Consider the following 24,491-nt stretch of genomic DNA (forward strand, 5'->3'; position numbering starts at 1 on the left):
ATCACTCTGCGCAGGTGTTATCCAACACGCGATAACCGATTCCGGGTTCGGTCAGCAAAAATTCAGGGCGCGCGGGATTTCGCTCCAGCTTTGCGCGCAATTGCCCCATATACAAACGCAAGTAATGGGTGTGGTCCGAGTATTCCTGCCCCCACACATCCACTAATAAATGCCGATGGCTGACCACTTGTCCGGCACTGCGTACCAAGCGTGCAAGCAAATGAAATTCCGTCGGTGTGAGATGAACAGCCTTGCCTTTTTTACTCACCTTATGACTGACCAGATCGACGTACACATCAGCATATTCGTAACGTGTAATCGCCGGACGCAGATGCGCGCCGCGATGCCGCATCGCCACACGGATGCGCGCTAACAATTCACCGACACTGAATGGTTTTACCAAATAATCATCCGCGCCAGCATCCAACAATTGAATTTTTTGTCCATCCGTTTCACGCGCCGAAACAATAATCACCGGCATGTTTTGACGGCGGCGCAAACGATTAAGAAACTCGCTGCCGTCACCATCTGGCAACCCAAGATCCAACAAAATTAAATCAAAGGCTTGGGTTTTATATTCGCCATCCACCTGTGTTTGTATATAGATTGCGCTAGCTTCCGACAAACTGGCAGCAGTGATAACCTCATAACCTTCAAGCATTAACGCTGAGCGCAGCGTCGCGCAAAGTTCACGGTCATCTTCTACCAACAACAAACGCAAACTCATCAAACTTCTCCAGATATTGCAGGTTGAGTATGTACCGGTAAGCGGCATTCAAAGCACGCCCCCTGTGCAGTAATGCAATGCACAAATTCTCCGCCATGCGCGCGCACTATGGCTCGGCACAGAGCCAGCCCAACACCAGCGCCTGATTGCCGATGATCGCCACGCTGAAAATTTTCCAACAGTTGTTCAAAATCGTTTTGCGCAATTCCTCTGCCTTGATCTTCTACTGCAAGCACCAGCATTTGCTGATCCACGCGTGCTATCAATTTTATTGCGCCCTCTTTAGGACCGTACTTAATGGCATTATCGATTAAGTTTTCCAGCAGCTGCGTTAACAATAGAGCATCGCCCCACAGTAACGGCAAATCCGTTTGAATGTAGGTTTCAATCTGCGTTTGATGATCTGCAGGTATACGCTGTAAGACACTGCCAATAATGTCTTCCGCTGATTGCCAATCCGCTTTAATCGCAGCACCAACCGCTTGAATGCCATCTAAACGCGCGAGCTGTAACATATTGCTGGTCTGGCGACGCAGGCGATCAGCTTCATCCAAAATACGCTGCGTTAATTGTTGGCGCGCTTCAAATGACAAGCGCTCATTCTGTTCGATGAGCGACGAAGCAGAAGTCATAATAGTCGCAAGTGGCGTGCGGTAATCGTGAGAAATAGCGGCGAGAAAGGTATTGCGCAAATTTTGCGATTGCACTTGATCGCGCGCGCGCTGCTCATCTTCCACAATTTTCTGGCGCTCCAGTGCAGCTCCCATTTGATCACACAAGGCTTGCGCCTGAGCAAACACGTCATGCTGCTGAATTAAGCTTGCATCAAGCATCACCGCACCACCCGCCTGATTTTTTCCGCGCAACGGCAAATAGAGATTTAACAATTCCTGATAGCGGCCGCTGCCTGGGCCAATGGCCTGGTTACTCTCTTTGCAGTGGCGCAAAGCATCAGATTGCTCACGCGTTAATTGTGCCGGGTCGGTTGATAAATGCGTGGTGCCACTGACGCTATCGATCAACATAACAACAGGAAATCCGCTCAGCTGTGTCAGTTGTTTTTGCAACTCATCCAGCAATTCGACGGGCGCTTTCGTATCGCGCAGTTGATCCCCCCACCGTCGCAACGCATCAGCCGCCTCAGCATGGGCGCGTGCACGGCGGGTTTGCTCGCGCAGCGATACCATCAAGCCCGCCACAATCAGGTTGACGACCACTAACGCCAACAACAAAAACGCATGCTGGTGAAGATCGATTGCAAAGGTGCCGCGCGGTGGAACGAAATTCCAGTTAAACGCCATCACCGCTACCAGACTGATGGCGAGGGTAAGGCTCAACGGCAACCAGAGCGCGCCAATGGCGGAGATAAGCACCAACACCAAACCCAGATTGGCAACATCGAAATGCGAATCCAACAACAGCAACAGGCACCATCCAATCCCCCAGATGGCAAGGCCTGTCGCATAGCGTGTCAGGTGTTGTGATGAAAAGAAGGCGTTCATAGGCGAGAGCTTAGCAGTACCGCCGTAAGGAGCGCGTAAGGATTGCGGGAAAATGCTTCCCGCAGAAAAACTACAGCACCGCCACAATCGCCTTGGCGACGTAATCCATTTTTTCGGTAGTCAAACCCGCCACACTGATGCGGCTGGTGTCGGTCATGTAAATGCTGTAATCGCTTTTTAATTTGCGCACCTGCTCAACGGTCAAGCCTAAAAACGAGAACATGCCGCGCTCTTGGGCGATAAAACTGAAATCGCGCGCTTGCTGCAATCCGTTCAGCGATTCCACCAAATGGCTGCGCAAACCGGCGATGCGTTGGCGCATTTGGGTGAGTTCGCTTTGCCACATCTGGGTCAACTCATCGCTGTGCAGGATGATGTCGACAATCGTCGAGCCGTGGGCTGGGGGCATGGAGTAGATACCGCGCGCGACGTTCAGCAATTGGCTAAAACCGGCATCAGCTTGCTGGGTATCGGCAAATACCAAACTCAGGCTGGCCGCGCGCTCGCGGTATAAACCAAAGTTTTTGGAGAAGGAGTTGGCGACGATCATTTCCGGCACGCGATTCGCCAACATGCGCAGGCCATAAGCGTCTTCCTCCAAGCCCTCACCAAAGCCCTGGTAGGCCATGTCCACAAACGGAATGATGCCGCGCTCAACCAGTACATCGGCCACTTGATCCCATTGCGCGCGGGTTAAATCCGCACCGCTGGGGTTGTGGCAGCAGGCGTGCAGCAACACCAAATCGCCGCGTGGAATTTCGTTGATAGTCGCCATCATCGCCACAAAATCAATGCTGTGGCTGGCGTAGTCGTAGTAAGGATATTCGCGCAGCTTCAAACCGGCGCTGCCCAGTAAAGGGATGTGGTTTGCCCAGGTCGGTGTGCTCACCCACAGGTTTGCACCGGGTTTTGCGCGTTGGATCAGCTCCGCCGCCACACGCAAGGCACCACAGCCACCGGGGGCTTGCACGGTGCGCACGCGCCCTGCTTCTACCGCCGCATGCACTGCGCCAAATACCAAACGAGTAGACACTTCATTCGCACCCGGAACACCCGCTGGCGGGGTGTAGGCTTTGGTGGTATCGCGCTGGATACGCAGTTTTTCCGCTTCGGCCACGGCTTTCATAATCGGGGTCACGCCTGCATCGTTCTTGTACACGCCCACGCCCAAATCCACTTTTTGCGGATTAGTGTCATTTGCGTAGGCGATACTCAACCCGAGGATCGGGTCGTTGGGCAATAAAGGCAGAACTTCAAACATGGCTGGCTCCAAAGGCGATACAAAAAGACGTTAAGTGCGGACAACAAGGCGCGGCAACAAATGGGGTGCCGCTTGAAAACTGGCGGCGATTATACGCCGCGTTAATGCCGATGCCAGCATAAACAAACAGCGTATGTGGTAAGTTGCACACCCCTGACACAAGGACATTATTTATGACGTTTGATTGGCAAGCCGACTGGCAGATCGCACCGGTAAACCGCGCTGCCAGCGCCGATATCCAGCAGCACATCGACCAAAAAACCAAACCACTGGGCGCACTCGGCCAACTGGAGCAACTCGCACTGCAGATTGCGCTTGTGCAAGGGCGCAAGCGGTTAAGTATCGAGCGCCCACTGATGCTGGTATTCGCCGCCGACCACGGTATTGCCGACGAAGGCGTAAGCATCGCCCCCAGCAGCGTCACCCAGCAAATGGTGCAAAATTTTTTAGCCGGTGGAGCTGCCATCAACTGTTTTTGCCGCACCAATCATTTGCCGTTAAAAGTGATTGATGCCGGCATAAAATACGAAATAAAACCCGCGCCTTCTGCATTGATTCTGCAACGCATTGCCGCCGGTACGCGCAACTTTGCCAATGAACCAGCGATGACAGTAGCGCAAGCACAACACGCGCTCAGGCTCGGAAAAGAATTGGCCGAAGCAGAAATAGCGGCGGGCTCTAATTTATTGGCATTCGGTGAAATGGGCATTGGCAACAGCAGCTCTGCCGCCGCCATTCTTGCCGCCGTCAGTGGCGAAGCGGTTGAGCGTTGCGTTGGCCTTGGCACTGGTATCAATCCAGAACAGCTCACCAAAAAAATTGCACTAGTAACGCAAGCGGTTGCGCGTATTGAAGATAAATCGCCACTCACTATTTTGTGTGAAGTGGGCGGTTTTGAAATCGCGCAAATTTGCGGTGCCATGCTCGCCACGGCGCAAGCGGGCCGTTTGATTGTGGTGGATGGGTTTATCGTCACGGCGGCTGCATTACTCGCTGTGCAATTTAACCCTAACGCGCGCGACTACATGATTTTCGCGCATGAATCGGAAGAAGCAGGTCATCAACTAATGCTGCGTTTGTTGGATGCAAAACCGTTATTAAATTTGGGATTGCGTTTAGGCGAAGGAACCGGTGCTGCGCTTGCAATGCCAATTATCCAGGCCGCCGTGAGTTTTTATAATCAGATGGCGACGTTTGAGAGCGCAGGTGTAAAAGTGTAATCCTGTGATCAATCCATCGCAGGAATGGATGACTTTACAAGACACGCCGTGAATACATCCCTGTAGGCTTGTCATCCGCTCCTGCGATTCACAATCAGATATTTATGAAAAACCAACTCAATTTATTTTTTCTCGCGCTCGGATTTTTCAGCCGGATTCCAATGCCGAAGTGGGTGGAATATTCACCGGGAAAACTCAACCAATCCAGCCGTTACTTAACGCTCGTCGGTTGGTTGCTGGGCGCACTGGTTGCCGCGGTATTTTGGGGAGCGCAAACGCTTTTTCCTGAAACCATCAGCTTGTGGTTGGCCATGCTATTTAGCCTGTTACTCACCGGTGCATTCCATGAAGACGGATTAGCGGACACTGCCGATGGTTTGGGCGGTGCTTTTGCGCGCGATAAAAAACTCGCGATTATGAAAGACAGCCGCATTGGCACTTATGGCGCTTGCGCACTGTTCATGGCATTGATTGGAAAATATTTATTGCTGATTGAAAACACCGACATTCTGATCGCGCTGCTTATCGCTTACCCGTTATCGCGTGCAACTGCCGTAAGTCTGATTGCCGATATGCAGTACGTCACCGATGCTGACACCAGCAAAAGCAAACCCATCGCCACCACGCTCAGCAAAACCGATCTCACCATTTTACTCATCAGCACACTGCCGATATTTTTGTTGGTGGATCACACCAGCGCAGTGTATTTGCTTGCCTGTCTGTTGCTGGTGCGCACACTGGCAAAACTGTATTTAAAAAAACAACTGGGCGGTTACACCGGCGATACCTTAGGTGCTGTGCAACAAATCAGTGAGCTGGTTATTTATGGGGTCTTGCTCGCATCATGATTGAACTCATTCTTGGCGGTGCACGTTCCGGAAAATCACGCCATGCAGAAGCGCGTGCGCAAGCATCCAACAAATCAGTGTTGTATATCGCCACCGCAACCGCGCTGGACGATGAAATGGCCGCGCGCATTGCGCATCACCAACAACAACGGCCGCAACATTGGCAACTGCTTGAATGCCCATTAACGTTAAGTGAAGCGCTTGCACAGGAAGCGCAAAAAGACCAACTCATTTTGGTGGATTGCTTAACGCTGTGGTTGAACAACCAGTTGTTTCATTATCCGCAACAAGATTTTTCCAAGCTATACGATGAATTGCTTTCCAGCATCGCCAATGCAAAAGCCGATATTATTTTTGTCGCCAACGAAGTGGGCTTGGGCATTATTCCATTAGGCGAAATCAGCCGCACATTTGTCGATGAAGCCGGGCGGTTAAACCAACGCGTTGCACAAGCAGCCGACAAGGTATTTTTTATCGCCGCAGGCCTGCCACTGCAACTCAAAGGTGATTAACGTGAACAACCGCATCATCACCCTTATACGCCACGGAAAAGTCGATGGCCCCGCTGCGCTTTATGGTGCAACCGATATTCCGTTGAGTGCAACCGGCCATAACGATTTAACCCGTACATTGCAACACCTGCATTCGCATAGCCGCATAAATCACCTCATCAGCTCACCGCGAATTCGCTGCCTGCAAGTCGCGCAAGAATTTTCTATACAGCATAAAATTCTGCTGCACGTTGATGAAAATTTACAAGAAATGGATTTTGGTATTTGGGATGGAGTCCCATTTGATGAACTGGGCGATGAATGGAACAACATCGAAGCCTTCTGGCATTCCCCCCACAGCATGCAACCACCACAAGGTGAATCCCTTACCGATTTCGCCGCGCGCGTCATCACCGGCTGGGAATCGCTGATGAATAATCCCAAATCGGGTCACAGCGCAATCATTTGCCACGGCGGCGTGATCCGCATCCTTATCGCCCACATACTCCAACTCGATTGGCGCAACCCCGCCCTATTCAAACAATTACAAATCGATTACGCGAGTTGTACGAGAATAGAAGTTGGGAATTTTAAGGGCGCGTTGCCGTTGATTAAATGGATTGGGAGACAGGAGAATAGTTAGCTAAAAGGATTAATCACCTTTACGCCGGTGCTTTTAAAGTCATCATAATTTCTTGTCACTACGTAAAGGTCATAAACAAGTGCCGTCGCCGCTATCTGTTTGTCCAATGCATTCTCATGATTAGGGACGCGCAGCGCTCCCCATACCTGCGCTGCCTCTTGCGAGAATTCCAGAATGTGATCTTGATACTCCTCAATCACATGATTAAGCCACAGTTCCAGTTTCTGGCTTTGCATCACATCACCACGATGCCGAATCAACTCAATGCCTCTGCGTAATTCACCAATCGTAATAACGCTAATGTATATAGGTGTGTCGCTCAGCGCTGCTTGCGTGAAAAATGCTTTCACACCTTGATTAATATTATTACCTGTCTTACGAAGCTCACTAATTACATTGGTATCAATTAAATACATCTCGCGCATCCTTGTCCTGTAGACGCTCAAAGTCCGAATCATCCCCTACCTTGGGAATAGAGCGAAGCACATCGGCAAAGCTTTTTTTGGCTGGGCGCAAGAGCGCGCGCTCCAGAATTTTTCTATGTTCAGCCTCCGCACTGATGCCTTCCAGCCCAGCACGAGCCTTCAATGCTTGTACAATCGCATCATCGACATTGCGTACTATTAAATTTGCCATGACAGCACCCCAGTAGATAGTAGATCGCCACAAATGATAGCATTGCTATCATTCATCTTCAAATCGCGAATACCAACGGATACCCTGTGGAACCTTTACCGACTGACCAACAGCAAACCCTACCTGACCATAACCAGACACTTATGCAGCGCATGTTGCAAGAGTGGAAGCAGCTTGCGCTTTTGGGGGCGCCGATTTTTATTGCGCAGCTTGCGCAAATGGCGAATGGAGTTATTGATACGGTGATGGCCGGTCATGCCAGTGCGGAAGATTTGGCGGGGGTTGGTATAGGGACGAGTATGTGGGTGCCGGTGCTGTTGTTTTTTGTGGGTGTGTTGGGCGCGCTGCAGCCGACGATATCCGGCCACCGTGGCGCTGGGGAATTTCACAAGATTATGCCAGCTGTTTGGCAAGGTATTTATATTGCCATCGCCGGAATGGTGTTGATGGTGTTGCTTTTGGTGAATCTTGACCCTTTACTAACATTGCTGAAACTGGATGCAGCAACCACAGCAATTGCGGACGGTTATTTAAGTGCGTTTGCCTGGGGTGTTCCTGCGTTGCTGTTGCTGACTGCACTGCGTGGTCTTACCGATGGTTTAGGGCATACACGTGTGATCATGGTGTTTTCATTAATCAGTACGCTACTGAACCTGCCACTGAATTACGCGTTTATATATGGTTTTGATTTTGGATTTTTTCTACTGCCAGCAATGGGCGGTATTGGTTGTGGTTGGGCAACCAGTATTTCCAACTGGGTCGCAACACTTGCGCTGCTGGTGTATTTAAACCGCAGCAGCATTTACAAAAATTTCCATCTGATTAGCAATTGGGCATCCCCCAAATGGAACGAGATTAATCGCCTGCTAAAACTCGGGCTGCCGATTGGGTTTACGCTGTTTATTGAAGTCAGCATGTTTTGCATGATCGCATTATTTTTGGCACCACTGGGCGCAACAACGGTTGCAGGCCACCAGATTGTGTTGAACGCGATATCGCTGCTGTTTATGTTGCCCATGAGTTTGGGCATGGCAATTACGTTGCGCGTGAGCTTTTTGGTAGGCGCACAAGATACCGATGAAGCGCGCTTGCTTGCACGCAGTTCATTACTGCTCGCACTGGGAATTGCGTGCATAAATGCACCGATTTTATTTTTTGGCCGCGATTGGCTTGCCAGCCTTTACACCTCTGACCCTGAGGTGCAAAAAGTGGCTGCGCAGTTATTTATGTTCGGTGCTATTTTCCAAATTGCTGATGTTATCCAAGTGACTATGATCAACGTGCAACGCGGCTATAAAGATACCAAAATCCCAATGTTTATTATGCTGATTTCGTTCTGGGGAATTTCACTGCCGTTAGGTTATGCACTGACATTTAAAGAGTGGATCACCGACCCGATTGGCGCTCCGGGGTTTTGGATGGGATTGACCGTGGGATTAATTTGCGCCGCAATATTACTTACCACGCGGATGTTGCGCTTTAAACCGGCAGCAAGCGATCACTCATCTTTTGTTGACGCTCACTAATCTCTTGTTGAAGAGCCAAAGGAGACGATTATGATCAGTTGTAATCAGCACGATTACATCGAAATAGTGTGCATGTACCGCTACCCCATCAAACTCACACTAATAACGGGTGATACACTGGAAGGCATTGCGCTGGACACCCAGCGCAATGATCACAAGGAAGAATGCTTAAAAATAGATATAAAAGGTGTTGAAGAGTTAGTGGTGCTGGAGCACATCAAAACACTGGAAGTGCTGGTAGAAAATCCGCATCTACAAAAAATCGGTTTCCAATAAGCCACGCCGTTTATTTTCACCAACCACACGCCTGCCCTTTATTTTGCTCATCCAACCAAGTTTTGAGCGGCGCGAAATAATCCAGAATGGCAGAGGCATCCATCTCGCGGGTGCCGATGGATTCTTCCAACACATCTTGCCAGGGTTTACTTGCACCGGCCGCTAACATCGCCTGCAGTTTTGCGCCCGCTTCTTTGCTGTTGTAAATCGAACACTCATGCAAGGGACCTTTAAAACCCGCCGCATCGCATAAGGCTTTGTGGAATTGGAATTGCAAAATGTGGGCAATAAAATAACGGGTGTAAGGTACGTTAGCGGCGATATGGTATTTTGCGCCCGCATCAAAATCCGTTTCACTACGCGGCACCGGCGATTGGATACCTTGATATTGGTTGACCAGCTGCCACCAGGCTTGATTGTATTGCTCCGGTTTTACTTTTCCGGAAAACACTTGCCAGCGCCATTGATCAATAATTTTTCCAAAAGGTAAAAAGGCAACTTTATCCAGCGCCATTTTCATTTGTTGGTTGATAACTGCTTGCTGATTTTTTTCCACCTTATCGATCAAACCAATTTGCTTTAAATAATCAGGCGTCATGGATAACACAATGGTGTCGCCTATGGCTTCATGGAAACCATCGTTTGCACCGTTTTGAAATAAATAGGGTTTGTCGTTGTAGGCAAGGTAATAATAAATATGGCCAAGCTCATGATGGATGGTGGTAAATTCCGCTTCCGTCGGCTCTATACATTCTTTAATACGCACATCGTCTTTTGCATCCATATTCCAGGCACTGGCATGACACACCACTTCGCGGTCACGCGGTTTGGTGAGCATGGATTTTTCCCAAAAGCTTTGCGGTAATTCGCGCAACCCGAGCGAGGTAAAAAACTGCTCGGCTGTTTTCGTAATCGCTACTGCATCTTTTTTGCTTTTCACTAACGCCGCTGTCACATCAAGATCACCTACGCCCGGGTAAGGCGTTACCAGATCATAAATATTGCCCCACTCCTGACTCCACATATTGCCCAGCAGATGCGCAGGGATGGGTTTATCGAGCGGCACTTTATCGACACCATAATGTTTCGCGAGATCTGTGCGCACTTTGCAATGCAAGGATTGATACAGCGGCTCTACTTGCGACCAAAGACGCTCCACATCTTTTTCAAAATCGGCAGAGGGCATGTCGTAACCGGATTTCCAGGATGCACCCAAATCACTGAAACCATATGCGCGTGCGCCTGCGTTCGCTATCTCAATAAAGCGCGCGTAATCGTTTTTGTACGCGGGTGAAACGGTTCGCCAACCCGTCCAGGCATCCAGTAATTCATCGTAATTGCGGCTTTTGACCAACACATCGGAAAGCTGGTTTAAATCGCGGCAATCTTGTTTACCATTGATTGTTTTGCAATATTTTCCTGCGCCGTAAACACCTTCCATGTGGGTGCCCAATTGCGCAAGCTCTGCGCGTTCCGCTGCAGTGTCGGGTGGTAACAATGTTTTACCCAAGGTTAAATTGGTATACGCCTTGGCGGTGGATGCTGACATTGGTGATTGTTTGAATTCGCGCGCTTCTGCCAGCACGCCTTTTTCAAACTCCATGTACCGTTCATAGGTTTTTGCGGCGATCAGCGCGGTATCTTCATTGATATAAGTAACATAAGCCCATTGCGCCGCGTTCATTTCGCGGTTCATATCCAGATAGCGCTGGTTAACATCGGCAATAAATTCATCGGTAGATTTTGCAGTGGTTTTTTGTTCAGTTTTTGTATCTGCCGATGGCTGGCACGCTGCTAAAAAAACACTCGCTACGCACACGGCTATTGCACGACTGGTCATTATTTTTTGTCGTTTATTCATAACACAATCTCTATCACAAATTTGGTTTTTGGTTAACGAACACCCGCCATACCACGCTTAAGCAAAGGCGAAATAATCAACAAACAAATACCGGCACCTACGCCCATCCACATCAAGAATTCAAACAATTCGGTATAGGTTGCCAACATGGCGGCAACATCGGTTTTAGCCGATGGATCAATCGCCGCCCATTTGGATATGCGCGTTGCCAGCGTCTCCGACAATGCCGTTGCCACAAACCAAATGCCCATGCTCGCGCTGACTACGCGCGGCAGCGATAATTTCGTCACGGCCGATAAACCAATCGGTGAAAGGCACATCTCTCCAACACTGTGCAGCAAGTACGCGAGCACCATCCAGATTATCGCTACTTTGCCCACCTCATTAGGAAATTGTGCGCCCAATACTAATGCCCCAAAACCCAAACCCGAAAAAATAATACCGATGGAAAATTTCACTGGTGTTGATGGATTCATACCGCGCGCATCCAACCATGGCCACAAAAATGCTAATGGAATAGCGAGTAACATAATGAATGCAGGATTTAATGCCGGAAATTGGCTGGCAACAACCGTGGTGCCAAACACATCGCGATCCAATACGCGATCGGCAAATAGCGTCATGGATGCAGCGGATTGTTCAATCAAGGACCAGAACACAATTGCGGAAAGGGTGAGCACCATTAACACCAGAGTGCGGGTAAATTCCGCACTGCGGTGACGCAAGAAACCGTAAACCACAAACCCCAATAACGCGAGTATTGCGGCATACAATGCAAGCTCGGCACCTTCTTCTGATATTTGGATAACTTTGTTTTGCGTCATGACATTACCCAAGCCAATAACAATCACCAACGCGGCTAATATCATCACCGATTTTTTTGATTCCCAAGGCGCAGAATGGATCATGGAATACGCAAGAATCCCCACAATACCCACCAACAGAAAAACATTTTGCGTGATATGAACAATCGGCTCGCTTTGCACCAACCACCAGATAACCGGAAGCGCACACAAACTGCCAAGATAAATCCACCACTCGCGTTTAATGCCCGCGCGTTTTTCTATCAACCATTCAGGGCAAGGGGACTCGGTATACTCTTTGATGTAACGCTGGCCATACATAAATACCAGCATGCCAATCACCATGCCGATGCCGGCAAGACCAAAACCGTACTTCCAGCCGTAAGTCTCGCCCAACCAACCACACAGTAAAATAGCGATAAAAGAACCGACGTTGATGCCCATGTAAAACAAGGTGAATCCGGAATCGCGGCGCGGGTCATTCGCTGGATAAAGCTGCCCAACAATCACCGAAATATTCGGTTTTAAAAAACCAACACCCACCACAATCAGCGCAATCGCCAAATAAAAAATATTTAACGCGGCGGTATCCTGAATCGTAATTTCGTTAGCGAGCACTGTACCTGCTGCCAATACTTCACCGGTTTTCAAAGTAAGCGATTCAACCAATACCGTACCGGCGGGATAATGCACCGCTTGCTGCCCTTCAAATGCCATTAAAAAATGGCCAACCGATAAAATAACAGCGCCCAACATTACTGCGCGGCGCGTGCCTAAATAACGGTCGGCGATCAAACCACCAATTACCGGCGTCGCGTACACCAAACCGGCGTAAGCACCCAGAATGTCCAGACCGGCACCATCGGAAAATAAATGGTATTTAGTGAGGTATAACAACAGGAGATATTTCATCCCGTAAAATGAAAACCGCTCCCACATTTCCGTTGCAAAACATACATAAAGCCCTTTGGGATGGCCAAGAAAATCATTGTTGTTTGTTATCATTATTACTCTCTCATTAACTCACATTAACGATACGTCATCGCACCAATTCAATTAATCCAGCAATAGAATCTATTATGTAATTCGGCCTTACGGGCGATTGTTCTGCGTAGGCTGCGCGATATTTTCCGGTGCGCACCAGGCAGCCACGAACACCCATTTGTTGGGCACCACCTACATCGCTGTCAATATCATCGCCCACCATCAACGCATCCATAGCATCAACACCGGCAGAATCTAACACTCGTTTGAAAAAATCGCGATTGGGTTTACCCATCACGCGTGCAGGTTTACTGCACACATACTCAAGCCCTGCAACAAAAAATCCTATGTCGGCTTTGAGCCCTTCCTCTGTTTGCCAGAAACGATTTTTATGCAAAGCAATTAATTCCGCACCGGAATGGATCACATTAAATAGCCGGTTGATTAATGTGATATCCCATGCATCACCTATATCACCCAGTACAACATAATCGGGCGTGTATTCGTCCCAGAAAAACTCTGAAAAATCCTGTTTGATGCTGTCAGCCACAGCAGGCCATATACGCACAGGCCGCTGCAACTTTTGTTGCAAACTCAATAATTCGAGCCTTGCACCGACAGGCGCACTGATCAGCTCCTCCTCTTCAAGGCTAAAGCCCATCACCCGTAATTGGGCGACCAATTCATCCTGGGATTTGGTCGTGGTGTTGGTAAGAAAGCGCAACTGTATACCGCGCTTACGCAATTGCCGGAGGCATTCAATCGCACCCGGAATTGGCTGCCTGCCAACATACAGGGTTCCATCCAGATCAAGCATGATGAGTTGCGGTATACGCTTCATAAGTGACTCCTGTAAACATTCCACAGAGGCTGTCTCTCTGAACTATAGCGCTGTTTTAAATACCATTCATGCAATAAACGCAGGCAATAAACACACCAGCATGGCAACTTTTGCCAAGGTTAATGTAGATTTTTTTGTACTACTTTTAGTATCTCTTGCGACAGTACCGGGTCGTCTACCGCACGTGCCATCACCTGGGCACCCACCAGGGTTGCCATTGTTAGTATCGCCTGTTCTCGCCTTGCTGCCGGCGTTTTAGTTAATGGCAACAACTGAATAAGTGCATTCAGCAAGCGGTTAAAACTCTGCGTGAAAGCCTGCTTAACCTGCGGTGTTTGCCGCGCGGCATCCGCCCCTAAGGCTGCCATCAGGCAACCCTGGCCGGGATTATCGCGATGCTCACCAGACAGGTAACGGGTGATAAACGTTTTATAGCGATTACCTTCTTTTGCAGACGCAGGGTTATTTACCTGCCCCAGCTCCAAAAGTTCATCCACCGCATAGTCACACGCCTGTGACATCAGATCTTCCTTTGAGGCGAAGTGCCCATAAAATCCGCCGTGCGTTAAACCAACTTTTTTCATCAGGTCGGCAATTCCGATACCATCAAAACCTTTCTCCCGGAATAATTGCGCAGCAGCCTGTAAAATTTTTCCGCGGTTTTCGGCAGCCTGTTCTCTGCTGACTTTCATCGTTATTTCCCCCATCAACGCATTTTGATTCAACCTACCAGCCATAATGCTATGACACAAATAGTGTTTGACATTATACATGACGACCATCATATAATTTTATATATGACGACCATCATGAAAAATAGGAGCATGCCATGGGCACCTCAACACGTATCGTTATTACCGGCATGGGCCTGGCATCCCCCTTGGGCTGCGGAGTGGAGCATGTGTGGCAACAACTGTTAGCCGGGAAGTCCGGTCTGCGCCGCCTGAATGAGGATATTGTTGGTGACTTACCCGCGAAAGTGGGCGGACTAGTACCTTCACTTTCAGAAGATGCGATAGGCGGGCTTGATGCGGATGGAATCGTTTCCCCGAAAGACCAACGCAAGATGGACCGTTTTATTGTGTTGGCACTGGTTGCCGCCGATGAAGCGATTAAACAAGCACAATGGGCACCGCAGACCGATGAACAACGCGAGCGCACAGCGACAATCATTGCATCGGGTGTGGGCGGCTTCCCGGCAATTGCCGATGCCGTCCGCACTGTGGATACACGCGGGCCGCGCAAATTATCGCCCTTTACCATCCCATCGTTTCTGGTCAATCTGGCGGCCGGGCATATCTCCATTCATTACGGATTCAAAGGCCCGCTGGGCGCACCGGTAACTGCTTGCGCGGCAGGGGTTCAGGCGATTGGCGACGCAGCGCGCCTGATTCGCAGCGGCGAAGCGGATATCGCCATTTGCGGCGGCACCGAGGCCACCGTTCATGCGGTCAGTTTGGGCGGGTTTGCGGCGGCGCGCGCGCTGTCTACCGGTTTTAACGAAGAACCCATAAAAGCGTCGAGGCCGTTTGACCGCGATCGCGATGGCTTTGTGATGGGCGAAGGTGCGGGCATTCTGGTCATTGAATCGCTTGAGCACGCTTTGGCACGCGGTGCGAAGCCCATTGCTGAAATTATCGGTTACGGCACCAGCGCCGATGCCTATCACCTCACCTCCGGCCCGGAAGATGGCGACGGCGCAAAACGCGCAATGGAAATAGCCATCAGGCAAGCTGGAATTACACCGCATCAAATCCAACATTTGAATGCGCATGCAACCTCAACACCGGTGGGCGATAAAGGCGAATTGGCGGCCATTAAAAGGGTATTCGGCCTTGATGCCGGAATCGCGGTGACTTCGACCAAATCTGCCACCGGGCATTTACTCGGCGCTGCCGGAGGCATGGAAACGATATTTACCGCGCTGGCACTGCGCGATCAGCTCATCCCGCCAACACTGAATCTGGAGAATCCAGATGAAGATGCCGCCGGTGTGGATATTGTTCACGGGCACGCGCGCCCAGCCATCATTGAACACGCCATTTCCAATGGCTTTGGTTTTGGTGGGGTGAACGCCAGTATTTTGTTAAAACGCTGGGTGTGAGGCTGCACTGCCAACGCGTATACTGCCTGCTCTTTTTAAATCACTGCTGAGGAGCGGTCATGTCGAAGTTATGGAGTCCTGTGGTGCGCGAGCTGGAGCCTTATGTGCCCGGCGAGCAACCGCAAATTGATGGGTTAATCAAATTAAACACTAACGAGAGCCCTTACCCGCCCTCGCCCAAAGTGATTGATCTGATTACTCATGATGCCATCGACAGACTGCGCCTTTATCCGGACCCCAACTCCAAAAAACTGAAAACCACCATCGCCAATTATTACAAGGTCACGCCCGAGCAAGTTTTTGTAGGTAATGGCTCGGATGAGGTGTTGGCCTTGTTATTTATGGCCTTTTTCCAGCAGGGCAAACCGCTACTGTTTCCGGATATTAGCTACAGCTTTTATCCTGTGTATTGCAAATTGTTCGGAATCGAAGAAAAAACCATTCCGCTGCGCGACGACTACACCATTGATTTCGCCGATTACCCAACCGACAACGGCGGCATTATTTTCCCCAACCCTAACGCCCCGACTGCGATTGGTAAACCACTGGCCGAAATAGAAGCATTGCTGCAAAAAAATACTGAATCAGTTGTGGTGGTAGATGAAGCTTACGTCGATTTTGGTGCAGAAACGGCAATCAAACTGGTGGATAAATATCCCAATCTATTAGTGGTGCAAACACTCTCCAAATCGCGCTCACTCGCGGGAATGCGCGTTGGATTTGCTGTGGGCAACAAAGACCTGATTGATGCACTGGATCGCGTTAAAAACTCATTCAATTCCTATCCTATAGATCGTATTGCCGAAGCGGCAACTATCGTTGCATTTGAAGATGAAGCTTACTTTCAATCCTGCCGCGATAAAATTATTGCCACTCGGGATTGGACAGTCAGTGAACTGGAAAAGCTGGGCTTTAAGGTGCTGCCATCGCAAGCAAATTTTGTATTTGCAGAACCTGTAGGAAAAAAAGCAGCCGATGTTGCGCAATATTTGCGCGACCATAAAATTCTGGTGCGCTATTTCAATAAGCCACGCATTAACCAATTCCTGCGTATCACTATTGGCACCGATGAACAAATGCAAGCCATGATCGCCGCCTTGAAAACATATTGAGTGGTGTAGATACATATCAGAAGCATAAAAAAGCCCGGATGCGAATCCGGGCTTTTTTATATTTACCAGTGTGGTAACGGGCTTAATTCATTTCAGATATTTGCGTGTTTTGGATGACAAAATATTTATCCATTCCGGTCCATTCCAATAATTGCGCAACTTCTTTATTACAGTTACACAGTTTAATCGCATCGCGCGCTGATCTTTTGCGCTCTTTAAAAAGCAACAACATCCCGAGACCTGTCAAACTCAACGCAGGTGTTTCATTTAAATTAAATTCAAACTCTTTGATGTCAGTTCCTTCCGTTTCCTCAAGCAACCGGCTCCACTCTTTGCGCAGGTTATTGTCTATATTTCCATGAATACTGACACGTAAACCGCGCCCGCTATTAATCGATACCCAGTCCAAGCTGGGCGAGTCAGAAAAGGTAATTGCATTGACTGATGAAGCCAGTTTCTTTTTTGCAGGTGCCGTTTTAGCTGAGCCCGCTTTTAATGGAACATGTGCGCGCGGAACAGACGCATGAGCGGCAGGCTTCGCAGGCACAGGTTTGGTTTTATCAAGCCAACCTTCCGGCACGACATCATCCCAGCTGCTTTCCTGGGGGCCTTCACCCACAACGTCATCAATCACACGGCCACTGGTACGCTTTGCGCGCGCCGATTCATCATTGGCACGCACAACCTTTCGCTCACCTACAAAAGGAACATGATGGCGCATAGAGCACTCCATAAATGCAATGCACTGCTGGACTAATATCGCTATTTAAATTTTAGTGCAGCTATAGCCAAAAGCGAGTTTGGTGTAGAGCCTTGCACGGGTATCAAGAAGATCACTGCGCGAAAGCGCGCGTTTTTCACTCAACTTATGAAAACATATTATTGGCACATATTTCATCTTTTAGCCAAAATATGCTGCTATTTGGGAATTTTGGAAACACTTCCCGATCCTCACAGACTCAAAAGCCTGGGATGTTTTTAGCGCAAACACGACTTACCAATTTATTTATCATAAAAAAAAGCGCTAACGCACTTTTTTGTTGTAAAGTGCTGATTCGATATAGAAATTTGGGACGTGCAGGCACCGGAAGAGTGCCATTAGTTAGGTTTTTTAGTGTTAGTGGTCTGCCCTTGTGAGAGACAAATGCCATGGCAAGATGCACTAAATAGCGAAACGATCACCCCAATTGAGCGATTATGCAGACGAGTGAATCAGGGCAGCCAAAAAATACTGCCATTGAGTTAATTAAAAAGTTCCAGCAACTTTTTACTGACTTAAACCATAAACAAATTGCCGAACGCTTGGTAAAACTGGTTATTGCCAAACGAACCATTAGCCGCGCTGTATTAATTGTTGAGCGCGACAGCCATCTTTATGTTGAAGCTATAGCGTCATCCGGTTTGGATGAACCTTTTGTCAACGGCGTTGCGACCTCTCTCAGCCGCTTGAATTATCTCCCGCATCAATACATACATCAGGTGTTTGATACCGGTTTACCTTGCGCACTTGATCAGGACACCATTAGCCGTATGGGAGCACTGTTCGTACAGAAAGGCACCCATTCCTGTTATTTGCACCCAATTAAAGAAAGACACAAAACCATTGCCGTGTTTTATATGGAGTCCGCGCAGGGTTTGCAGCAACTGCAAAAAACCGTTGCCGAATTGGATACTGTATGGACCTTTAGCTCACTGCTCGTACGTCAAGTAATTGATATGTGGCACCACGAGGAGCAAGCCGAGCGCTTCCGCGTTGCAGAGCAAGCACTCTGGGCAAGCGAAACTTATCTGAACGCTATTTTGCGTTACTCTCCTGCACTGATTTCAGTTAAAGATCTGGATGGCAACGTAGTGCTCGCCAGCGAACACTACAAGCAAATGGCCAACATTGATGAAACAGGTTTTGTTGGTAAAAACGTGTTTGATGTCTATCCAAAAGATGTTGCCCAATCCATGTGGGAAATCGATAAAGCCACCAAAACCAAACAACAGACTTATGAAGTTGAATTGGATTTGATGCACAAAGACGGCAGCCAACACACCTATCTGATGGTGAAGTTTCCACTGCGCAGCAAAGAAAATAACGTCTTTGGTGTCTGTACTATTGGTACCGATATTTCCGAACGTAAACTCGCCGAAAATGCGCTGCGCGAACAGCAGTCGCGCCTGAATTACATGGCATTTCACGACTCGCTTACCTCTTTGCCCAACCGCTCACTTTTTTATGATCGGATTTATCACGGCCTTGCACGCGCGCGCCGCAGCGAATCCAAACTCGCGCTGATGCTGTTGGATATCGACCGGTTCAAAAATATCAACGACAGTCTGGGGCACGATGCAGGGGATATTCTGCTGAAAGCCATCGCTATGCGCCTCAATGAAGGCGTGCGTGATATGGATACAGTGGCGCGTCTGGGTGGCGATGAGTTTGTAGTCGTACTTGAAGGCATACACGACATGGAAGATGTGGTGTTTGTTGCCAACAAACTACTCACGACGCTGTCGCGCCCGATTGAAATTAGCGGCCACAATATTTCCACCACGGTCAGTATCGGTGTCAGTATTTTTCCGGAAGATGGCGGTGATACTGACGAGCTACTGAAAAACGCCGACATCGCCATGTATAAAGCGAAAGAAGCAGGCAAAAACAACTGTCAGTTCTACACAAAGGGGATGAATGCCACGGCAGTAAATTACCTGCTGCTGGAAAACGACTTGCGCCGCGCGATAGAACAACAACAACTGGTGCTCTATTACCAGCCTCAAGTGGATTTACGCACTGGCGAGATGATGGGTGTAGAGGCCTTGGTGCGCTGGCAGCATCCGGACCGCGGTTTGGTATCCCCTGCTCACTTTATCCCGCTGGCCGAAGAAACCGGCCTGATCGTACCGATTGGTGAATGGGTATTGCGCGAGGCCTGCCGCCAACAAAAACTTTGGTTGGATGCCAATAAGTATGTTGGCAAAATTGCGGTGAACTTATCACCGCGTCAATTCCGTCAGAAAAACTTCCCTGGCAAGGTAGAAGCCATCCTCAAAGAGACAGGGCTGGAAGCGAAATATCTGGAGCTGGAAATCACCGAAAGCTGCGCAATGGAACACGCGGGTGAAACGATCACCCAGTTAAACCAATTAAAACAAATGGGTATGTTTCTGGCGATTGATGACTTTGGTACTGGCTACTCATCACTCGCGTACCTGCAGCGCTTCCCTATCCAAAAACTGAAGATTGACCGCAGTTTTATTAATGACATCCACGATGACGATAACGATGCGGCCATCGCGAAATCGATTATCGGCCTTGCCCATAACATGCAGATGCGGGTAGTCGCAGAAGGGGTAGAAACAGAACCGCAAGCGGAATGGCTGCGCGAGATGGGGTGCGACCAGGCGCAAGGCTTCCTCTATGCCAAACCCATGACGGCAAAACAACTGGAAAATCATTTCCACAATGGCCGCTTTTATTTCGACGGCACCATTGTCCATCTGGACACCCAAATGAAACTGGGAGCCTGATGGCTCCCTTTTTTATTGGCGCGGGTATTTTGAGTAACCGGGGTTAGCCTTTCCCACGTGTTTTATTGGCATTGGGGCGCGCGTTTTCTTCAACAAATGCCACTATCGCATCCGCTACATCTTTACCGGTTGCCCCTTCTATACCCTCCAACCCCGGCGACGAGTTCACCTCCATCACCAACGGCCCACGTGCTGAACGCAACAAATCCACCCCCGCAACATGCAACCCCATGGTCTGTGCTGCTTTAATGGCCGTGCGTCGCTCGGTGGGGGTCAGCTTGGCGAGCTTGGCCGAACCACCGCGATGCAGGTTGGAGCGGAACTCGCCCTCGGCAGCCGTGCGTTCCATGGCAGCGACCACTTTGTCACCAATGACAAAACAGCGCAGGTCGCTGCCATTGGCTTCTTTGATGAACTCTTGTACCAGAAACTCGGCACGCAACTCGCGGAAGGCTTCAATTACACTTTCCGCAGCTTTCTGGGTTTCGGCCAGCACTATGCCGCGCCCTTGGGTGCCTTCGCACAGTTTCAGAACCAGCGGCGTACCACCAACCAATTTGATCAGCTCTTTGGCATCGTGGACGTTGTAGGCAAAGCTGGTTTTAGGCAGGCCAATACCTTTGCGTGATAGCAATTGCAGTGCGCGTAACTTGTCGCGCGAACGTCCCAAGGCAATGGATTCAGTGAGGCAATAAACCCCCATCATTTCGAATTGACGGATTACCGCCAATCCATAATGTGTCACTGATGCGCCAATTCTGGGGATGACTGCATCAAAATCTTCCAAGCGCTCACCCATGTACCAAATGGCGGGGCTGTCTGATGCAATATCGATGTAGCATTTAAGAATATCGAGCACGCGCACTTCATGGCCACGTTTAGTGCAAGCCTCCACCAACCGACGGGTGGAATACAAGCGGCGATTACGCGACAAAATGGCGATTTTCATAGGAAACCTGGTCAGAAAATAAAGGGATTAAAGAAAACTGTGGTAATGCATTGATGCTGTAGCAACCATGCCTACATAGATGTTTTACATAGATGCTATCGGCGGATGGTTTTTGTTACCGCCCAACAAGAAGGATTTACCGCTATCGACCAGAAAACCTTGTTTAAGGGCGCTACGGCCTAGCAGCATACGAAAGCGCATATTCTCGCGGTCGGTCAAGGTTACTTCCATCGAGAATGTCATACCGTTGATCGATAACGTGGTATCTATCACCACCCGCTCTTCTTTGTGGCCGCCTGAATCAGTCACCATGCGCACATCTTTAACGGGTGCCTCGCACTCAATGCAGGTCAGACTGTCTTTCTGCAAGGGATGCAGGCCAAACCGCACCCAAGGCTTGCCATCTTTTTCAAACGGCGTAACGTAATAGGCATGCAGGGCACTGGTGCGTGCGCCTGTATCGACTTTGGCTTTGATAGCGCCAATTCCAAAAGCAGGCAAGCCCACCCATTCACGCCAACCGATGACTTCAGGCTGTTTTTTTATCACCACCAGAACCTCCGGATTATCAAGTGCAATTGCCTTGGAACTGATCCACTCAAACAGCTAAGGACAGGCGCGCTTTGTACCTCAGATCCAAGCCAAGGTAAAAAGAAAAATTTTGATCCTGCCCAGCAATTTTTCTTTTGTTTTTTTATGGGCTATGGTAAATAGCGCGGGTCAAATTCCTCCCTCCGGGGAATCGATCCACCTACCCTCTCTCTGTCAATGTTGGAGTAGTTTTATGTCAGTTGATGTAGAGTCACAAGATACTGATCTGATCAGTGATGTTAGCATCGAAACCGAAGATGAAGAGGCTACCCCGAAACTCACGGGTAAAGAAGCCAGCCAGCACACACTGGAAATGCGCCGCAAAATCGAAGATCGTCTGGAGCGTCGTCGCATCAAGGATCAACTGGGATACGATGATCTGTCTGATTTGGACTTTTAAGCGTCAGACTTGCAAGTAAATGCCCTCACAGGGCAACGAAGAGCGCGCGGAATAAAAAGCGTAATAGCAACCTGATACAGGTATTCGGTCAATATCCACAGCGCCACAACACTCAGATACTGCCTTATCTTTTCAGATAACGGCAGTATTTTTTTACCTGCATTTTTGACAATTCATTTACCGATAACAGGCCAGAGCTTCGCATTACCGATTTAATTTTTATAGTGGGAAAATCACAACCATCCAGATGTTACTCCAAACGGATATTGTCCAAATAGAAAGTTCGCGGTGCGGGTAATTTAGCGGCAAATACGGCAAAACCTGTTATTGCATCCAATTGCATATCGCGCTCCTTTGGCGCACTTTGAATGTCATCCACCTTGATACGAACTTCGTTCCACCCCGTCGTTAGCACCACAGGATAATTGAACCTATCCGCGAATTTATTACTGCCGATGTCATGTTGGTAATCGGAAATTTTAAGTACCAAAACCAAGGGCTCCGGATCTGGATTATAAAAATCCATCACTAAAAATTGATGACCCGCCCAATTTCCGTAAGGACCAACCAAACTGATGCCCGCATATTGTTGTGTGCTTAACTGCACTGCCAAAACCTGTGAACCATGCTGCGCACCAGTGTTATCCTGGTAAAAAGCCTTAGTCGCGCCATTCACGCGAACCTGTGCTATTTCTGCGCGCGATTCAAAGCGATTAATCATCGGAAACTGTGCGCGCATTGTGACATCTGCCCACGCGGAATCGATAATTAGCCATGCCGATGGCAATACACAACACAGGCTGGCAACGCGCAAACACCATATCTTCCTCGTTGGTTTTTGCCCCCAAAACAAACCCAGCCATGCACCAAAAAGATTATGTAATACATCGTTCCAACTTACGTTGCGCCCGACAAAAGATTGGGCGATTTCAATAATCCCCCCCAAAACCAATACACCCACCGAAACCCATAGCCACTCGCGCCACCCTGCAAGAGGCTTAATAGATTGAATCAGTAACAATAAAACAGTAAAAAAAATGATATGCCCAAAATCCCACAGGTTCTTAATAACCTCTGCAGAATAGAAATCTGCACCTCCCCAAAAAAACAAAGGTGCCAATATCAGAACAACCAAACCCAACAACCACGAAGGAAAACTTACTTTCAACTCTAACTCCATTACTGAAATAGCGAACATTAGAACAATTTATTACAAATACCTGGCGTCTGGCTTGGCAATCTGTAATGACTAAATCGATGCAAGGTTTAGTATTAGGTCGGCTCAGATGTTTTTGTGGCAATCGCATCTTTGCCTGATACTCAGGTCGCAACACAATCAGATTAACGAATTGCGAATGAACGAGATCGAAAAAACAAGGTCACTTTATTCAACCACATAACAGGATTTACGATTATGAACAGCATAACCCGTTCACTGCAGAGCAGGATCAAAATCGCCCTATCATGGCTTGTGTTTTCACTGGCACTGATAGGCGTAGGCGCTCACGCAAAATCGCCCGTCACCCCTCACCCGACAGGCACGACTTACATTGTAAAACCCGATTATCGCAAATGTGCGTTTCCAATGTGTGGCGGTTGGCATTTAACACCAGTCAACCAATACTCAATGCAACTGGAAACCGAAGACCAGGCGTATGAAAACTCAGCGCAGTTACCCAACAGCATTTATGTGGCCTACATTAATTACAAGCGACTCGGGCTTAGCAAAAAGCAAATTGCCGAACTTGAAAACGCTATTCGCACCGAACAAGTGTTAGTGCGTGGTTCACTGACCAAATCACCCACCAGCGGAAAAATCATCACCAGCACCAAGACATTGGTTGCCAATGGTGCATGGATCAGTGCGAATAAAAATGTACCGGTAGGCACTTATTTAAATATCACCAGCACCGGTATTTTTTGTATCACCACGCCCTGCCCGTCATTTAATGCGGCGTTGATCAACAGTGATTACAACACCCACTTCCATGATTTTTCACTGGAAAAAGCAACCCTGACGGAAGAACAGGAAGCAGCTGCCTGGGAAGCGATTTCAACAACAGGTTTGATCGTCACCGGCACCACCTATGAGACAACGGGTTTCAATGAAACCGGTGCAGAACCCGGCAAAGGAATTGGTATAGCAGCGACACAAGTATTTTTTGCTTATCCAGCAAAAAAATAACGACAATAAAAAAGC

General features: G+C 48.8%; 24 protein-coding genes. 11 read left to right on the top strand and 13 right to left on the bottom strand.

What is annotated here, in order from left to right; all coding sequences use genetic code 11:
* Position 1 precedes the first annotated feature (1 nt).
* The 3 genes from VC28_RS09145 to VC28_RS09155 all read right to left on the bottom strand — a co-directional run bounded on the left by VC28_RS09145 (position 2) and on the right by VC28_RS09155 (position 3,490).
* Positions 2–727 (bottom strand): response regulator, encoded by a 726-nt coding sequence (locus tag VC28_RS09145; protein ID WP_049630368.1) that lies wholly within the window; start codon positions 725–727, stop codon positions 2–4.
* The gene (locus VC28_RS09150) at positions 727–2,229 is read right to left on the bottom strand and encodes an ATP-binding protein (RefSeq protein WP_049630369.1); all 1,503 of its coding nucleotides are present in this window, start codon (positions 2,227–2,229) and stop codon (positions 727–729) included. The genes VC28_RS09145 and VC28_RS09150 overlap by 1 nt, the downstream gene beginning before the upstream one ends.
* A gap of 70 nt (positions 2,230–2,299) precedes the next feature.
* Positions 2,300–3,490 (bottom strand): amino acid aminotransferase, encoded by a 1,191-nt coding sequence (locus tag VC28_RS09155; protein ID WP_049630370.1) that lies wholly within the window; start codon positions 3,488–3,490, stop codon positions 2,300–2,302.
* Between the two features lie 173 nt (positions 3,491–3,663).
* Here VC28_RS09155 and cobT point away from each other — a divergent pair, with 173 nt between their 5' ends.
* The 4 genes from cobT (at position 3,664) to VC28_RS09175 (ending at position 6,692) form a co-directional block, all read left to right on the top strand.
* Entirely contained in the window at positions 3,664–4,710 is a 1,047-nt protein-coding gene (gene cobT / locus VC28_RS09160; RefSeq protein WP_082191472.1) for a nicotinate-nucleotide--dimethylbenzimidazole phosphoribosyltransferase, read from the top strand.
* 104 nt (positions 4,711–4,814) lie between these two features.
* A complete protein-coding gene (locus tag VC28_RS09165; RefSeq protein WP_049630371.1) occupies positions 4,815–5,558 on the top strand; it encodes an adenosylcobinamide-GDP ribazoletransferase in 744 nt (247 codons plus the stop codon).
* Positions 5,555–6,070, top strand: a complete 516-nt coding sequence (cobU, locus tag VC28_RS09170) for a bifunctional adenosylcobinamide kinase/adenosylcobinamide-phosphate guanylyltransferase (protein WP_049630372.1) — start codon at positions 5,555–5,557, stop codon at positions 6,068–6,070. Before VC28_RS09165 ends, cobU begins: the two co-directional genes overlap by 4 nt.
* 1 nt (position 6,071) lies before the next feature.
* Positions 6,072–6,692, top strand: coding sequence for a histidine phosphatase family protein (locus VC28_RS09175; RefSeq protein WP_049630373.1), 621 nt, complete (start codon positions 6,072–6,074; stop codon positions 6,690–6,692).
* Here VC28_RS09175 and VC28_RS09180 read toward each other — a convergent pair.
* Positions 6,689–7,108: a type II toxin-antitoxin system VapC family toxin gene (locus tag VC28_RS09180; RefSeq protein WP_049630374.1), complete on the bottom strand. Its 420-nt coding sequence runs from the start codon at positions 7,106–7,108 to the stop codon at positions 6,689–6,691. The two genes, VC28_RS09175 and VC28_RS09180, sit on opposite strands and share 4 nt — an antisense overlap.
* On the bottom strand, positions 7,095–7,328 hold the full coding sequence (locus tag VC28_RS09185) for a FitA-like ribbon-helix-helix domain-containing protein (RefSeq protein WP_049630375.1): 234 nt from the start codon (positions 7,326–7,328) through the stop codon (positions 7,095–7,097). The genes VC28_RS09180 and VC28_RS09185 overlap by 14 nt, the downstream gene beginning before the upstream one ends.
* Before the next feature lie 86 nt (positions 7,329–7,414).
* On the opposite strand from VC28_RS09185, the gene VC28_RS09190 reads away from it, so the two are divergent.
* Together VC28_RS09190 and VC28_RS09195 are read left to right on the top strand one after the other, a co-directional pair.
* The gene (locus tag VC28_RS09190) at positions 7,415–8,854 is read left to right on the top strand and encodes an MATE family efflux transporter (RefSeq protein ID WP_231591690.1); all 1,440 of its coding nucleotides are present in this window, start codon (positions 7,415–7,417) and stop codon (positions 8,852–8,854) included.
* 30 nt (positions 8,855–8,884) lie between these two features.
* Complete coding sequence (locus tag VC28_RS09195) at positions 8,885–9,130, top strand: Rho-binding antiterminator (protein WP_049630376.1); 246 nt, start codon at positions 8,885–8,887, stop codon at positions 9,128–9,130.
* Positions 9,131–9,146: 16 nt separating this feature from the next.
* Here VC28_RS09195 and VC28_RS09200 read toward each other — a convergent pair whose 3' ends face one another.
* The 4 genes from VC28_RS09200 to VC28_RS09215 all read right to left on the bottom strand — a co-directional run bounded on the left by VC28_RS09200 (position 9,147) and on the right by VC28_RS09215 (position 14,311).
* On the bottom strand, positions 9,147–10,991 hold the full coding sequence (locus VC28_RS09200) for a M2 family metallopeptidase (RefSeq protein ID WP_231591691.1): 1,845 nt from the start codon (positions 10,989–10,991) through the stop codon (positions 9,147–9,149).
* 32 nt (positions 10,992–11,023) lie between these two features.
* Entirely contained in the window at positions 11,024–12,799 is a 1,776-nt protein-coding gene (locus tag VC28_RS09205; RefSeq protein ID WP_049630377.1) for a peptide MFS transporter, read from the bottom strand.
* A 34-nt stretch (positions 12,800–12,833) separates the two neighbouring features.
* Positions 12,834–13,619 (bottom strand): TIGR01458 family HAD-type hydrolase, encoded by a 786-nt coding sequence (locus tag VC28_RS09210; RefSeq protein ID WP_049630378.1) that lies wholly within the window; start codon positions 13,617–13,619, stop codon positions 12,834–12,836.
* Between the two features lie 119 nt (positions 13,620–13,738).
* Positions 13,739–14,311 carry a TetR/AcrR family transcriptional regulator gene (locus VC28_RS09215; RefSeq protein WP_049630379.1) on the bottom strand — a complete coding sequence of 191 codons (573 nt, stop codon included), beginning with the start codon at positions 14,309–14,311 and terminating at the stop codon, positions 13,739–13,741.
* A 137-nt stretch (positions 14,312–14,448) separates the two neighbouring features.
* Between VC28_RS09215 and fabF the strand changes: the two genes are divergently transcribed.
* Together fabF and hisC are read left to right on the top strand one after the other, a co-directional pair.
* Complete coding sequence (gene fabF, locus VC28_RS09220; RefSeq protein ID WP_049630380.1) at positions 14,449–15,723, top strand: beta-ketoacyl-ACP synthase II; 1,275 nt, start codon at positions 14,449–14,451, stop codon at positions 15,721–15,723.
* Positions 15,724–15,782: 59 nt separating this feature from the next.
* Entirely contained in the window at positions 15,783–16,835 is a 1,053-nt protein-coding gene (gene hisC / locus VC28_RS09225) for a histidinol-phosphate transaminase (protein ID WP_049630381.1), read from the top strand.
* An 82-nt stretch (positions 16,836–16,917) separates the two neighbouring features.
* On the opposite strand, the gene VC28_RS09230 is transcribed toward hisC, so the two are convergent.
* Complete coding sequence (locus VC28_RS09230; RefSeq protein WP_049630382.1) at positions 16,918–17,556, bottom strand: STAS domain-containing protein; 639 nt, start codon at positions 17,554–17,556, stop codon at positions 16,918–16,920.
* Between the two features lie 476 nt (positions 17,557–18,032).
* On the opposite strand from VC28_RS09230, the gene VC28_RS09235 reads away from it, so the two are divergent.
* Complete coding sequence (locus VC28_RS09235) at positions 18,033–20,351, top strand: sensor domain-containing protein (protein WP_053094180.1); 2,319 nt, start codon at positions 18,033–18,035, stop codon at positions 20,349–20,351.
* Positions 20,352–20,394: 43 nt separating this feature from the next.
* Here VC28_RS09235 and rimK read toward each other — a convergent pair whose 3' ends face one another.
* Together rimK and VC28_RS19985 are read right to left on the bottom strand one after the other, a co-directional pair.
* Positions 20,395–21,300, bottom strand: a complete 906-nt coding sequence (rimK, locus tag VC28_RS19980) for a 30S ribosomal protein S6--L-glutamate ligase (protein WP_049630383.1) — start codon at positions 21,298–21,300, stop codon at positions 20,395–20,397.
* A gap of 84 nt (positions 21,301–21,384) precedes the next feature.
* The gene (locus tag VC28_RS19985) at positions 21,385–21,849 is read right to left on the bottom strand and encodes an ATP-dependent zinc protease family protein (RefSeq protein WP_082191690.1); all 465 of its coding nucleotides are present in this window, start codon (positions 21,847–21,849) and stop codon (positions 21,385–21,387) included.
* 235 nt (positions 21,850–22,084) lie between these two features.
* Between VC28_RS19985 and VC28_RS09250 the strand changes: the two genes are divergently transcribed.
* Positions 22,085–22,291, top strand: a complete 207-nt coding sequence (locus VC28_RS09250; RefSeq protein ID WP_049630385.1) for a PA3496 family putative envelope integrity protein — start codon at positions 22,085–22,087, stop codon at positions 22,289–22,291.
* 250 nt (positions 22,292–22,541) lie between these two features.
* Here VC28_RS09250 and VC28_RS09255 read toward each other — a convergent pair whose 3' ends face one another.
* Entirely contained in the window at positions 22,542–23,459 is a 918-nt protein-coding gene (locus VC28_RS09255) for a VanZ family protein (protein ID WP_156184311.1), read from the bottom strand.
* Between the two features lie 246 nt (positions 23,460–23,705).
* On the opposite strand from VC28_RS09255, the gene VC28_RS09260 reads away from it, so the two are divergent.
* Positions 23,706–24,476 (top strand): DUF6748 domain-containing protein, encoded by a 771-nt coding sequence (locus VC28_RS09260; RefSeq protein ID WP_049630387.1) that lies wholly within the window; start codon positions 23,706–23,708, stop codon positions 24,474–24,476.
* The last annotated feature ends 15 nt before the right edge of the window (positions 24,477–24,491 follow it).

Origin of the sequence: Cellvibrio sp. pealriver (genome assembly GCF_001183545.1) — a bacterium.
Lineage (GTDB): Bacteria > Pseudomonadota > Gammaproteobacteria > Pseudomonadales > Cellvibrionaceae > Cellvibrio.

Bases quoted from the DNA above. Each gene is read 5' to 3' on its own strand.
- VC28_RS09145 (WP_049630368.1), bottom strand. From the start codon at position 727: ATGAGTTTGCGTTTGTTGTTGGTAGAAGATGACCGTGAACTTTGCGCG.
- VC28_RS09150 (WP_049630369.1), bottom strand. From the start codon at position 2,229: ATGAACGCCTTCTTTTCATCACAACACCTGACACGCTATGCGACAGGC.
- VC28_RS09155 (WP_049630370.1), bottom strand. From the start codon at position 3,490: ATGTTTGAAGTTCTGCCTTTATTGCCCAACGACCCGATCCTCGGGTTG.
- cobT (WP_082191472.1), top strand. From the start codon at position 3,664: ATGACGTTTGATTGGCAAGCCGACTGGCAGATCGCACCGGTAAACCGC.
- VC28_RS09165 (WP_049630371.1), top strand. From the start codon at position 4,815: ATGAAAAACCAACTCAATTTATTTTTTCTCGCGCTCGGATTTTTCAGC.
- cobU (WP_049630372.1), top strand. From the start codon at position 5,555: ATGATTGAACTCATTCTTGGCGGTGCACGTTCCGGAAAATCACGCCAT.
- VC28_RS09180 (WP_049630374.1), bottom strand. From the start codon at position 7,108: ATGTATTTAATTGATACCAATGTAATTAGTGAGCTTCGTAAGACAGGT.
- VC28_RS09185 (WP_049630375.1), bottom strand. From the start codon at position 7,328: ATGGCAAATTTAATAGTACGCAATGTCGATGATGCGATTGTACAAGCA.
- VC28_RS09195 (WP_049630376.1), top strand. From the start codon at position 8,885: ATGATCAGTTGTAATCAGCACGATTACATCGAAATAGTGTGCATGTAC.
- VC28_RS09200 (WP_231591691.1), bottom strand. From the start codon at position 10,991: ATGAATAAACGACAAAAAATAATGACCAGTCGTGCAATAGCCGTGTGC.
- VC28_RS09205 (WP_049630377.1), bottom strand. From the start codon at position 12,799: ATGATAACAAACAACAATGATTTTCTTGGCCATCCCAAAGGGCTTTAT.
- VC28_RS09210 (WP_049630378.1), bottom strand. From the start codon at position 13,619: ATGAAGCGTATACCGCAACTCATCATGCTTGATCTGGATGGAACCCTG.
- VC28_RS09215 (WP_049630379.1), bottom strand. From the start codon at position 14,311: ATGAAAGTCAGCAGAGAACAGGCTGCCGAAAACCGCGGAAAAATTTTA.
- fabF (WP_049630380.1), top strand. From the start codon at position 14,449: ATGGGCACCTCAACACGTATCGTTATTACCGGCATGGGCCTGGCATCC.
- hisC (WP_049630381.1), top strand. From the start codon at position 15,783: ATGTCGAAGTTATGGAGTCCTGTGGTGCGCGAGCTGGAGCCTTATGTG.
- VC28_RS09230 (WP_049630382.1), bottom strand. From the start codon at position 17,556: ATGCGCCATCATGTTCCTTTTGTAGGTGAGCGAAAGGTTGTGCGTGCC.
- VC28_RS09235 (WP_053094180.1), top strand. From the start codon at position 18,033: ATGCAGACGAGTGAATCAGGGCAGCCAAAAAATACTGCCATTGAGTTA.
- rimK (WP_049630383.1), bottom strand. From the start codon at position 21,300: ATGAAAATCGCCATTTTGTCGCGTAATCGCCGCTTGTATTCCACCCGT.
- VC28_RS09250 (WP_049630385.1), top strand. From the start codon at position 22,085: ATGTCAGTTGATGTAGAGTCACAAGATACTGATCTGATCAGTGATGTT.
- VC28_RS09260 (WP_049630387.1), top strand. From the start codon at position 23,706: ATGAACAGCATAACCCGTTCACTGCAGAGCAGGATCAAAATCGCCCTA.